Raw genomic sequence first — 12,540 nt, forward strand, 5'->3', positions numbered from 1 at the left:
CATGAACGCAGCCTCACTACTTCCTGACTGGATTCGGCGGAGCTACCTCCGCAAGTTCGCCCTCGCCGTGGCGACCATCGCTATCGTCGTGACCGCGGCCGGGTTGGTAGCCCAGAACTCTATCGGGAGCGAACTGACCGAACAGCGAAACAACGAACTGGAGATAACGACCGCACAGGAGGCTCAGTCGCTCGAAAGCTGGCTGGAACAGCAGTATCGGACGACGCGGCTTCTCTCGAATCACTACTTCGTCGCCGACGCGACGGCGACGCGGGCGGAGGCGACGTTCAACAACGAGAAGGGGCGGTTCAACGGGACGGTCCACGCCATCAACTACGTCTCGGCCTCGACCGACCGCATCGAGCGCAGCACGGTCTCGGGCTACCGAAACCGGACACTCGACGACTTCGGCATCACGTGGCAGCGCGGGACGCTGGTACTGTCGGGCAACGACGACGTGGCCCGGTCGTACGTCTTCGAGAGTGACGGCCACTACTACATGGCCTTCGCCAGTTCCATCCCCCGGAAGTCCTACATGACGGTCGTCTTCTACAACGTCAGCGCGCGCTCGGACCGGTTCAGTAACTCCATCGAGGGCGGCGAGACGTACGTCGTCGAGACCCAGAGCTCCCGACAAGAGGTGTTGTTCGCCGGCAACGACTCGCGCATCTTCGACCGCTTCACCGGCGAGACCGAGGACGGCATCCTCGCGTCGGCGTCGAACGGGACGACCGGTATCACGCGGGCCGGCGGCTCCGTTTACAGCTACGCGCCGGTGTCGTCGTCGGACTGGGTGGTCGTCAAACAGGCCCCGGCGAGCAACGCCTACGCTGTCCGCAATCAAGTCCGGTTCGACCTCTTTGTCCTCATCGGGCTGGCGCTGGTCGGCTTCGTCGCCTTCGGCGCGTTCGTCGGCCGCGACATCCGGAACTCGCTGACGACGGTGGCCGACCGCGCCGAGGCGCTCGCGGACGGCGACATCGACGCCGACGCCGAGGCCAGCGAGCGACTCGACGAGATCGGGCAGGTCGAGCGGGCCTTCACCGACATCCAGTCGTACCTACGCACCGTCGCCGACCAAGCCGACGCGCTGGCCGCCCAGCAGTTCGACGACCCCGCGCTCGACGAGGACGTGCCCGGCCGCCTCGGGGAGTCGCTGGAGACGATGGGCGACGACCTCGAAGGGTTCATCGACGAGATAGAGACCGCCAAGGCCGACGCCGAGCAGGCTCAGCGGGAGGCCGAGCGCCTCGCCGACTCGCTCGAACGGCAGGCCGAGGAGTTCTCCGACGTGATGCGGACCGCCGCCGAGGGCGACCTCACCCAGCGCCTCGACACCGACGCGGACAACGCGGCGATGCGGGAGATAGCCGCCGCGTTCAACGACATGCTCGCCCAGCTGGGCCAGACGGTCGTCCACATCCGCGAGTTCGCCGAGGACGTGGACGGCTCGGCCGACCAGATAACCGCGAGCGCCGCCGAGGTCCGCGAGGCCAGCGAGGAGGTCAGCGAGTCCGTCCAAGAGATAGCCGACGGGGCCGACCGGCAACACGAGAACATCCAGCAGGCCGCCGACGAGATGTCGAACCTCTCGGCGACCATCGAGGAGGTCGCCGCGCAGGCCGACGAGGTCGCCGAGACGGCGAGCGAGGCCGCCGAGGTCGGCGAGACCGGCAGCGAGCGCGCCGCGGAGGCGATGGACGTGATGAACGACATCGAGCGCCGCGCCGACGAGACCATCGACCGCGTCGAGGCGTTGGACGAGGAGATGGCGCACATCGGCGAGATAGTCGACCTCATCGACGACATCGCCGAGCAGACGAACATGCTGGCGCTGAACGCCTCCATCGAGGCCGCCCGTGCCGGCGAGGCCGGCGAGGGCTTCGGCGTCGTCGCCGACGAGATAAAGCAACTCGCCGAGGAGACCGGCGAGGCCACCGAGGAGATAGCGACCGTCATCGGCGACGTGCAGGAGTCGACCGACGACGCGGTGACCGACATCCGCGAGATGGGCGACAGCGTCTCCGAGGGCATCGAGACCGTCGACGACGCCATCGACTCCCTAGAGCGCATCGTCGACCACGTCGAGGCCGTCGACGACGGGATGCAGTCCATCAACGACGCCACCGACGAGCAGGCCGCGACCACCGAGGAGACCGTCGCCATGGTCGACGAGGTCGGCTCCATCAGCGAGGAGAGCGCCGCCCAAGCCGAGGACGTGGCCGCCGCGGCACAGCAACAGACCGCGACCATCAACGAGGTGACCGACAGTATCGCGTCGCTGTCCGGACAGGCCGCCGACCTCCGTGAACTGCTCGGACAGTTCGACGTGGCGACCGACCAACAACACGGCGACACGGACGTCTACGACCCCGACGCGGCGGCCACCGACGGTAGCGGCGACTGAGGCTGTCAGCGTTCGCCGGCCGTTCGCCGGCTGCGGGATACGAAACGTCGACGCTCCGACGGCGACGGGGCCGCCGTCGGTGAGCGTGGCCGAGAAGTGAGTGCCGGCCGCGTCAGGTCAGTTCGATGCCGTCGATGTCGAAGTGCCGCTTCGCCAGCCGGCGGGCGGCGTCGATGTTGCGGCCGTCGGTGCCGATGGCCGCGCCGCGGTCGGCCTGTGCGACCTCGACGTAGGCGACGGTGTCGCCGTTCTCCGAGACCGTGACGTTGTACACCGCGGCGGGCGCGAGCGCGTTCGCCACGAAGTCGGCGGCCGTGTCGGCGTCCTCGACGAGCTTGACTGGCCGGTCGAGTCGCTCCTCGACGGCGGCGACTGTCTGCCCGCCGGGACCGATGGCGTCGGCCATCTCGCCGCGCTTGACGAGATAGACCACTTGGTCGTGGTCGTCGTCGATGACGCAATCCCGGACAGTGACGTCTGCCTCGTCCTCGAAGAGAGCGACCAGTTGTCGCGCCTCGTCCGAGATTTCGATCGCCATCGCTAGTCCTGACTCGCGCCCATCCGGAGGTCCACGTCGCCCGTGCCGAGCTTGATGGGCTTGCCGACGATGACGTTCTCCGTGACGCCGTCCAGTTCGTCTATCTCGCCGTGGATGGCGGCGTCGAGCAGGTGGTTGACCGTCACCTCGAAGGCCGCGCGGGCCAGCACGGAGTCTTTCGACCCGGAGATGCCGTGGCGGCCGATGGACTCGATGCTCCCCTCGTTGGTCATGATGTCCGCGACCAGCATCAGGTGCCGGACGTTCACGTCGTCCAGCCCCTGCTCTTCGAGGGTGTTCATCGTCTCGTTGATGAGCGTCTCGCGGGCCGCCTCGATGCCGAGGTTGCGGTGTATCTCGTGGATGTTGTTACACGTCGTCCGGGAGGCGTCGACGCCCTCGATACCGAGCACGTCGCCGAAGGCCGACCCCTCGGTGTAGAGGACGAACTCCTCGCCCTCGTCGGTCTCCTCCTTGCGGATGACGACGCGGGTGATGTCCTCGATACCCTTGAAGACGATGTCGCGCAGTTCCTCGACCAGTTGGAGCAGGTCGCGGTACGAGGGCTCTTCGGGGCCGAACTCGATGACCGTGCCGGTCTGGCGCGCCCCCACGCCGAGGTTCGACTCGATGGTCTCGGCTATCTCCTCGGCGACTTCGACGGGGTCGGCGACCGTGGGCCAGCGCTCCAGTAGCGTCTCCTCGTTCAGGTCGATCTGGACGAGCATGTCCGCGACGTTCGTCGAGATGTCGCCCAGCGCGAGTATCTTCGTCGCCTCTATCTTCCAGACGACCTCGTGGGCGCGCTCGCGGTCCTCGGCGTACTCGTCTTCGAGGTGGACCGTCATCATCGGCGTGTCCGGCGTCTTCCGGGCGTCGACCAGTTCGATGAGCCGCGGGAGGCCCTGCGTCACGTCGATTTCGGCGACCCCCGCGTAGTGGAACGTGTTCATCGTCATCTGCGTCCCGGGCTCCCCGATGGACTGGGCCGAGACGGTGCCGACGGGGTCGAGCGGGTCGACCCGCGTGTTCTTGTAGCGGGTCTCGACGGCCTGTGCGACCTCGTCGGCCTCCTCGACGGTGGCCTCGCGGTCCTCGAGCGTGCTGTACACCTCGTCTTTCAGTCGTCGGGGAAGCTCCGTGTCCTCGACGACGGCCTCGATGTCGTCGGATACGTCGTAGGCTGTCATCTCAGTCGTCCCCCTCCGCCATCCACCAGTCGTCGGCGTGTTCCGAGAGGTTGGTGCGGTTGTCGCGCTGTCCGAGGAAGCGGTCCCGCTCGGAGGTGTCGTCGAACTCCTCGTCGAGCACGCGGTCGGCGATGGCCTCCACGTCGACGGCGTCCTCGTCGTCGCTGGAGGAGACGTTCACCGGCGAGGTGCCGTCCTCGCCGAACTCGAACTGGACGATGGTGTCGGAGGTGTCCCGGACGGTGCCGTCGTACTGCGTCTCCAGTTCCGACAGCGCGTTGATGAGCCGGCGCTGGAGGTAGCCGGACTTGGAGGTCCGGACGGCCGTGTCGACCAGCCCCTCGCGGCCGCCCATCGCGTGGAAGAAGAACTCCTTGGGGTCCAGCCCCGAGCGGTAGGAGGCCTCGACGAAGCCGTGGGCGTCCGCCGAGAGGTCGCCCTCCTCGAAGTGGCTGAGCGTGCGGTTCTCGTAGCCGCGGTTGATGCGCTCGCCCCGGACCGCCTGCTGGCCGACGCAGCCGGCCATCTGGGTCAGATTCAGCATCGACCCGCGGGCCCCGGACTCTGCCATGATGACCGCGGGGTTGTCGTCGCCGAAGTGGTCCTCGGCGATGTCGCCGGCGCTGTCACGCGCCTTGCCCAGCGTCTGCATTATCTTCATCTCCAGCGTCTCGTCGACGGTCCGGCCCGGCAGCGATTCGAGGTCGCCCCGCTCGTAGGTCTCGATGAGTTCCTCGACGCGGTCGTAGGCGTTGTCGATGGCCTCGTTTATCTGCTCCTCGGCCGCTCCGGGGATGGACTCGTCGTCGATACCGATGGAGAACCCGAAGTGCATGATAGAGCGCATCGCCAGCGCGGAGACCTCGTTGACGAGGATTCGCGCGCGGGTCTTGGAGTACTCCTTGGCGATGGTGTCGACGACCTCGCCGCCGAACGCGCCGACGGCGTCCTCGTCGATGGTACCACTCGCCATCTGGCCGTCCTCGACGGTGACGGTGTCGCCGGCCGAGGACGTGAACTCGAGGTCGAGGTCGTCGGGCAGTAGCTCCGAGAACAGCGAGCGCCCGGTCCAGTACTCGTCGCCGGCGTCGTCGACGCCGTCGGGTTCGGGTAGCTCGTCGATGCGGGTCGCCCGCAGCAGGTCCAGCGCCTGCGTCTCGTTGAACTTCGGATTGGTGTGGGTCAGCAGGTACGTTCCGCTGATGTGGTCCTGAATGGCCCCGATGATGTTCTCGCCGAAGCGCGGCGAGAGCATCTGTTCCTGCACGCGCATGAGGACGCGGGCCTCGGCCCGGGCCTCCTCGTTCTGGAGGGCGTGCATGTTCATCTCGTCGCCGTCGAAGTCGGCGTTGTACGGCGGGCAGACCGTCGTGTTCAGCCGGAACGTCTTGTACGGCATCACAACGACCTCGTGGGCCATGATGGACATCCGGTGCAGCGACGGCTGGCGGTTGAAGATGACGATGTCGCCGTCGACGAGGTGCCGGGAGACCTCCCACCCGGGCTGGACCTTCTCGGCCAGCTCCTCGCAGTTCTTCTCGGTCACCTTCAGCCGGCGGCCGTCCGGTCGGCGGACGTAGTTCGCGCCGGGGTGCCCCTCCGGCCCGTTGGCGACGTAGCGGCGGGCTTCGTCGAGGTTGCGCTCGTTGACGTTCATCGTCTGGGTCATCTCCGTCGCGACCCGTTCGGGGACGCCGACCTCGTTCAGCGACAGCGTCGGGTCCGGCGAGATGACGGTCCGGGCCGAGAAGTTCACGCGCTTCCCGGAGAGCGAGCCCCGGAAGCGGCCCTCCTTACCCTTCAAACGCTGGGAGAGGGTCTTCAGCGGCCGGCCCGAGCGGTGTCGGGCCGGCGGCGTGCCCGAAATCTCGTTGTCCATGAACGTGGTGACGTGGTACTGGAGCAGTTCCCAGAGGTCCTCGATGATGAGCTGGGGCGCGCCGGCCTCGCGGTTCTCCATGAACCGCTGATTGATGCGGATGATGTCGACCAGCTTGTGGGTCAGGTCGTCCTCGGAGCGCTGGCCGTTGTCCAGCGTAATCGAGGGGCGAGCGGTCACCGGCGGCACCGGCAGCACCGTCAGAATCATCCACTCGGGCCGGGAGCGGTCGGGGTTCATCCCCAGCACCTCGATGTCCTCGTCGGGGATGTCCTCGAACCAGTCCCGGATGTCCGAGGGCATGAGCTTGTTCATGTCCTCCTCGGTGAGGTCCGCGTTCAACGCCTTCTCGATGGCCCGGCGGTCCTCCTGTCGGGGCCGGAACTCGCCGCTGAGAATCTCCTGCACGCGGCCCGCGTCGATGCCCGTCTCCTCGGCGAGGTCGGTCGGCGAGACGGCCTCGTCGGCCTCCTCCATCGCCGCGGCGATGCGCTCGGGGTAGTCCGCGGCCAGCACGTCCTGCACCTCGTAGTAGGTCGTGGGCTTCTCGTGTTTGATGTCGTACTGCTTCTCGCCGCAGAACGGACAGCGGTCCTTCTTGCGGGCCTGCCGGATGGCGGCCTTCGTCACGTCGTTGAGGTCGCCTCCGAGGTCCCGCGTGCGACCGAGGCGGTCGGTGAACTCCTCGCGCTCGCGCTCGTCGAGACAGAGCCGGGAGCAGTCCCGACAGGTCCCCCGAAGCAGGCGACGGATGAGCTTGGCGAAGCCGACGTGGATGACCGGCGCGGCCAGTTCGATGTGGCCGAAGTGGCCGTTACACGACCCGGAGTGTTTCCCGCAGGTCTTACACTCCAGTCCGGGGTCGATGACGCCCAGCCGCGGGTCCATCAGCCCCATGTCGATGGGGAAACCGTCGTCGTCGTAGGTGTCGGCCGTGATGACCTTCGTAGCCGACATCTCTCGGTACTCCTCGGGGTCCATCAGCCCGAAGCTGATCTGCCCGATGTCCTTGGGTGTCTGTTGGGAGCTCATCTATACTGCGTCCTCCAGTTCGATTCGCGGAGCGATGCCCAGCGCCTTCATCTCGTCCAAGAGGAGCTTGAACGCGTAGGACATCTCCACCTCGTGGATGTCCGTCTCCTCTTCGCAGTTCGGGCAGTAGACGCGCCGTTGCTCGACGTTCTCGACGGCGGTCATGCCACACTGCCCGCAGACGTTAATCCACTCGCGGTCGGACTCGTCGAGCAGGCGCTCTTTGAGCGCCATCGCCGCGCCGTGCCCAATGAGCACGTCCCGCTCCATCTCGCCGACGCGGAGGCCACCCTCGCGGGCGCGCCCCTCGGTGGGCTGGCGGGTCAGCACCTGCACCGGCCCGCGCGAGCGGGCGTGCAGCTTGTTCGAGACCATGTGGTAGAGCTTCTGGTAGAAGATGTCGCCGACGAATATCTCGGCCTCGATCTTCTCGCCGGTGACGCCGGAGTACATCGTCTCCTTGCCACTGGAGTCGAAGCCGTGGTCCTCGAGCGAGCCCCGGAGCCGCTCCTCGTCCTCGCCGGTGAAGGCGGTGCCGTCGACGCGCCGGCCCTCCAAGGCCCCGACCTTGCCGCCGATCATCTCCAGAATGTGTCCGACGGTCATCCGGGAGGGGAGCGCGTGGGGGTTGATGATGAGGTCCGGGACGACGCCCTCCTCGGTGAAGGGCATGTCCTCTTGGGGCGCGATGTGGCCGACGACGCCCTTCTGGCCGTGGCGGCTGGCGAACTTGTCGCCCAGTTCGGGGATGCGTTCGTCGCGCACCGAGACCTTCGAGAGCTTCGAGCCGTCCTCGCCCTCCATCAGGGTCACGGTGTCGACGACGCCCGATTCACCCGAGCGCATCGTGACGCTGGTCTCGCGGCGTTTCTGCGGGGAGAGCCCGCCCATGTCGTCGGGCTCTTCGAGGAACCGCGGCGGCGAGGTCTTGCCCAGCAGGACGGCGTTCTCGCCGACCTTCGTCTCGGGGTTGACCAGCCCGTCGTCGTCGAGGTGGGTGTACGCCTCCTCGCCGCGAGCGCCCCGAACTTCGTCGTCGGGCATCTCGAAGCGGTCCTCCTGACCGCCGGGGTAGCGTCGTTCCTCGCCCTCGTAGGTGCGGAAGAAGTGCGAGCGCGAGAGGCCGCGGTCGACCGACCCTTGGTTCATCACGAGCGCGTCCTCGATGTTGAACCCCTCGTAGGACATGACGGCGACGACGAAGTTCTGTGCGGCCGGGCGGTCGTCGTAGCCGATCTGCTCGGTGGTCTGGGTCTTGACCATCGAGAGCTGGGGGTAGTGCAGCAGGTGCTGGCGGGTGTCCGGGCGGATGCGGTAGTTCGCGCTCGGGAGCCCCAGCGACTGCTTTATCATCCCCGACCCCATCGTAATCCGCGGGCTGGCGTTGTGCTCGGGGTAGGGAATCATCCCGGCCCCGATACCGAACATCAGCTGCGGGTCGACTTCGAGGTGCGTGTGGTTCTCGGTGAGTTCGGTCTCGTCGACGCCGACGAGGATGTCCTCTTCCTCCTCCGCGTCGATGAACTCGACGACGCCGCGCTCGACCAGTTCCTCGAACTGGAGTTCGCCGGACTTGACCTGCTCGACCTCGTCGTCGGTGATGAGCGGGTCGCCGTCCTCGACGACCAGCAGCGGGCGGCGTGCCCGGCCGGCGTCGGCGTTGATGATGACCTCGTCCGTGCGGTCCTTGACCGAGACGTTGACCATCTCGGAGACGTCCCCCCGTCGGCGGGCTTGTCGGACCTGTTCGGCGAGCTGTTCGGGGTCGGGGTGTGTCCCGACCAGACTACCGTTGACGTATACCTTGGCTTCTCGTCCCTGACTCATGTTAGTCGTCCGCGGGCTGCTGTTCGATGGACTCGATACCGGGGATGCCCTGAACCCCCATGTCGGCGAGCTCCTGTTTGAGACCCTGTGCGTCCTCGACGTCCTGTGACAGCTCCATCGCCTGCGCGAAGTTCTTCACCAGTCCGCAGTTCGGACCCTCCGGCGTCTCGGAGGGACAGATGCGACCCCACTGGGTCGCGTGCAGGTCCCGGGCCTCGAAGTGCGGCTGCGAGCGCGAGAGCGGCGAGCGCAGCCGGCGGAGGTGCGAGAGCACCCCCATGAAGTCGGTCCGGTCGACCAGTTGGGAGACGCCCGAACGGCCGCCCACCCAGTTCCCGGTGGCGATGGGGTGTTCGAGGCGCTCGGTCAGCACGTCGGACCGAACGACCGTCGAGACCGACAGCTGACGGTTGCGCATGTTGGCCCGCTCGAGCTGGTACTTCACGTCCCGGGCGAGCTTGTTCAGCGCCGTCCGGAACAGGTCGGTCATCAGGTCGCCGCTGACCTTCAGTCGCTTGTTGGCGTAGTGGTCCTTGTCGTCGGCCTCGCGCCGCTCCAGAGCGAGTTCGAAGCAGGCCTCGGCCATCCGGCAGAGATAGTAGGCCTTGTTGATGCGGACCTCCTCCTCGTCGACGCCGTCCTCGTGGAGGTGAGGCAGGAGGTAGCGGTCGATGACGTAGTTGGCGCGTTTGAGCTGGTAGTTCTTGCCCTGCCCGGAGGCGACGCGCTGGCCCAAGTCCTCGATGGCCTCCTCGGTCGTCTGGACCTCGGCCTCCTCTAGGTTCTCCAGCATGAACTTCACGATTTCGGGGTCCTCGCTCACGCGGTGGACGATCTCCTCGTCGGACTCCAGTCCGAGCGCTCGGACCAGCGTGACGAAGTTGATGCTGCCCGAGACGGAGGGGAACGAGACCTCCAGCAGTCCGTCGCGGGTCCGCTCACAGAGGACGAGCGCCCGGTACCCCCGCCGCTGCGAGAAGGTCTTGGCGACCTGCACCTCGTCGCCGTACTTGGTGTCGTACTCGGCCAGAATCTTGTTGGGCGCGAGGTCCTCGCTGGTCATCAGCACCCGCTCGGAGCCGTTGACGATGAAGTAGCCGCCGGGGTCGGCCGGGTCCTCGCCGATGTCGATGAGTTCCTCGTCGGTGAAGCCGGCGATGTTGCACTTCTCGGAGCCGACCATCACCGGCATCCGGCCGATTTTGGTCTCGGTGCGGTCGAGCACCTCCTCGGGCTCTTCCTCGCCGCCGCGGACGATGGCCATCTCCATGAAGACCGGCGCGGCGTAGGTGATGTTCCGGAGGCGGGCCTCTTGGGGGTAGAGCAGTTCCTCGCTGCCGTCTGCTTCCCGCACCCGCGGGGTGACGACGCGAACGTCGCCCAGTTCCACCCACACCGGCTCCTGTCCCTCCTTGTCGCCGATGTCGGTGTCGATGGTCTCCTTCTCGTCGACGACCTGTTGCATCCCCCGGTCGAGGAAGGCGTTGAACGAGCGGAAGTGGTGTTCTGCGAGCCGTTCCTTCGCGAAGTACTCGCGCGAAATCGCGCGTCGGTCCTGTGTGTCCATTATTCTACCACCAGTCGATAGACAACTGCGGTGTCGGTCGTGCGTGAGTCGCGCTCGATTCGGACGACGTCACCGATCTCCGCCGCGTCGGGCAGCGCGGGGTCGGCGCGCTTTATCTTCGGGAGGTCGGTCTTCGTGATGTCGTACTCGTCGAGCACGGCCTCGAGGTCGGCCTCGTCGACGACGCTGTGGTCGGGAACGAGTTCGTGTTGGCTTACATCTACCATGTGTGTGCGTGGGGCCTGCTGCTGGAGAAGGTGGCTGTCACGAGATACTACAGCCTCGTATTGTCGGCAGGCATATAACGCTTGCCAAGTCGGTCTGCTGTGGCTCTTCGACACCCCACGGGACCGCGAGAAGCGCACGTCGTGGGATGGGCTCTCGTACCAGCCGTTTGGCCGAGCGCCCGTATAGAGTTTTGGGTCCCGTTACGAGTGACCATCACAGGGCGGCCGCCTTTGGAAAGTCTTAATACCAGCACCGGGATACGAAGAAGTGCAGCGAACGCAAGCCCGGATGGTGTAGTGGCCCATCATACGACCCTGTCACGGTCGTGACGCGGGTTCAAATCCCGCTCCGGGCGCTTCTTCGAACACGAACTTGCGAGCGACGGGTTTCATCGCGTCGCGTCCCGTGTGGTCGCTGTGCGTTCGAGAGGGGTCTGAGCCCTGTCAGTCGCGCACAGCGAAGCGAGCACGTCTGGCTCCGGTTCAAATCCCGCTCCGGGCGCTTCTCTGATTTCGGTTTCTCAGCGAGGCGTCTCGTCGCCGAGCGACTCCCGAAATCAGTGTGTGACTGCGAGGGATTTGAATCACGCAAACGCGAGCGACAGCGAAGCGTTTGCCCGGGTTCAAATCCCGCTCCGGGCGCTTCTTCGAACACGAACTTGCGAGCGACAGGTTTCATCGCATCGCTATCCCGAGTCGCTGTGTGACAAGCCACACAACGTCAGAGACCCGTTCACGGAGTCGTCCGGCCGACGCGCGGCGACAGACTGTTTAGTGGCGGCGTCCGAGACGCTGGCATGGACGACGTGGACGGCGAGGAGATGCCGGGGGCCATCGTCGAGGCGTTCCTCGAACGGGAGGAGGGCGTGCGAGCGCTGTTGGAGGAACTGGAGAAGCTGACCATCGAGGGGCGACACGACGAGGTCCGCGAGCGGGTGCGCAACCTCGCTGACAGCGACGAGTCGGTGTTCTACACGGTGGCGTTCAGCCTGACCAACTCGCGGCAGTTCTTCGGCGACGTGGAGGCCCAACTGGACGTGACCGCGGCCGACCGGCTCCGGGACCTCGCGGAGACGTATCCAGCGCTGGCCGAGCCGTTCAACATCGTCCGCACCGAGCGGGCGGAGGACCGGCACAACCCGGTCACGGACACGAGCTACACCGTGACCTACCACCGCGAGGTGGAGTCGCCGATGGTGACCTACCGGCCACAGTCAGGCCAGCAGACGCTGTTCGAGTCCCGCGGGACGCCCAGCGAGGTGTTGCGGACCGCGACGGACCTCGCGGCGGCGACCACCGACGCCTTGGAGGTGGCGCTGGAGGAGGACTACTCGGTCAACACCGAGGAGTTGAGCGCGCTCATCGACCGCCGCGAGGAACTGGAGACGGAGCTGTCGCGGCTGCGCGACCAACTCGACGAACTGCGCCGGACGCCGGTCGAAGACGACGGGTGAGAGCGCGCTCGCGCCCACAGCGCCCGACGACGCCCCGGAACCCACCGGCGTTGCCACAACTGGGGCGTTTATGTACCCCGACTCGAAAGGACCGGTAGATTTCGTATGGGACTGGACCGACTGGGCGACCAAGTGGAGAAGGAGAGTCGGGACGTGACGATTCTGGCGGCGGTCATCGACCACGGGCCGATAGGCATCGTTCGGCTCTCGGAGGAGACCGGCGTCCCGGAACACAAGGTGCGGTACTCGCTCCGGATGCTGGAGGACGACGAACTGATACAGCCGACGCCACAGGGTGCGATACCGGCCGACGACGTGGCCGACCGCGTGGCGCGCATCAACGAGGGCATCGACGGACTCGTCGGCCGGCTGGAGGAGCTGAAAGACGTGACGCCGTCGGTCGAGGCGGCGGAGTAGGG

Annotated in this window: 9 protein-coding genes and 1 tRNA gene; 4 read left to right on the forward strand and 6 right to left on the reverse strand. The window is 66.5% G+C overall.

Annotated elements, in window-relative coordinates:
• Window position 1: 1 nt before the first annotated feature.
• The gene (locus ACV7JO_RS11955; RefSeq protein ID WP_470353641.1) at window positions 2–2,407 is read left to right on the forward strand and encodes a methyl-accepting chemotaxis protein; all 2,406 of its coding nucleotides are present in this window, start codon (window positions 2–4) and stop codon (window positions 2,405–2,407) included.
• A 112-nt stretch (window positions 2,408–2,519) separates the two neighbouring features.
• On the opposite strand, the gene ACV7JO_RS11960 is transcribed toward ACV7JO_RS11955, so the two are convergent.
• The 6 genes from ACV7JO_RS11960 to ACV7JO_RS11985 are packed head-to-tail and all read right to left on the reverse strand — an operon-like array spanning window position 2,520 to window position 10,667.
• Window positions 2,520–2,945 carry a NusA-like transcription termination signal-binding factor gene (locus tag ACV7JO_RS11960; RefSeq protein ID WP_470353642.1) on the reverse strand — a complete coding sequence of 142 codons (426 nt, stop codon included), beginning with the start codon at window positions 2,943–2,945 and terminating at the stop codon, window positions 2,520–2,522.
• A 2-nt stretch (window positions 2,946–2,947) separates the two neighbouring features.
• Entirely contained in the window at window positions 2,948–4,135 is a 1,188-nt protein-coding gene (gene rpoA2, locus ACV7JO_RS11965; protein ID WP_470353643.1) for a DNA-directed RNA polymerase subunit A'', read from the reverse strand.
• A 1-nt stretch (window position 4,136) separates the two neighbouring features.
• Complete coding sequence (locus tag ACV7JO_RS11970; protein ID WP_470353644.1) at window positions 4,137–7,046, reverse strand: DNA-directed RNA polymerase subunit A'; 2,910 nt, start codon at window positions 7,044–7,046, stop codon at window positions 4,137–4,139.
• On the reverse strand, window positions 7,047–8,873 hold the full coding sequence (gene rpoB / locus ACV7JO_RS11975) for a DNA-directed RNA polymerase subunit B (RefSeq protein ID WP_470353645.1): 1,827 nt from the start codon (window positions 8,871–8,873) through the stop codon (window positions 7,047–7,049). It abuts the gene before it with no gap.
• Between the two features lies 1 nt (window position 8,874).
• Entirely contained in the window at window positions 8,875–10,440 is a 1,566-nt protein-coding gene (locus tag ACV7JO_RS11980; protein WP_470353646.1) for a DNA-directed RNA polymerase subunit B'', read from the reverse strand.
• Window positions 10,440–10,667: a DNA-directed RNA polymerase subunit H gene (locus ACV7JO_RS11985; protein ID WP_470353647.1), complete on the reverse strand. Its 228-nt coding sequence runs from the start codon at window positions 10,665–10,667 to the stop codon at window positions 10,440–10,442. The genes ACV7JO_RS11980 and ACV7JO_RS11985 overlap by 1 nt, the downstream gene beginning before the upstream one ends.
• 283 nt (window positions 10,668–10,950) lie before the next feature.
• Between ACV7JO_RS11985 and ACV7JO_RS11990 the strand changes: the two genes are divergently transcribed.
• From ACV7JO_RS11990 to ACV7JO_RS12000, 3 genes are all read left to right on the forward strand, one after another.
• Window positions 10,951–11,023 (forward strand) — tRNA-Asp (locus tag ACV7JO_RS11990).
• 441 nt (window positions 11,024–11,464) lie between these two features.
• Window positions 11,465–12,121 carry a hypothetical protein gene (locus tag ACV7JO_RS11995; protein WP_470353648.1) on the forward strand — a complete coding sequence of 219 codons (657 nt, stop codon included), beginning with the start codon at window positions 11,465–11,467 and terminating at the stop codon, window positions 12,119–12,121.
• 105 nt (window positions 12,122–12,226) lie between these two features.
• The gene (locus tag ACV7JO_RS12000; RefSeq protein ID WP_470353649.1) at window positions 12,227–12,538 is read left to right on the forward strand and encodes a hypothetical protein; all 312 of its coding nucleotides are present in this window, start codon (window positions 12,227–12,229) and stop codon (window positions 12,536–12,538) included.
• Window positions 12,539–12,540 lie beyond the last annotated feature (2 nt).

The organism is Haloarcula sp. MBLA0138, from assembly GCF_055632455.1.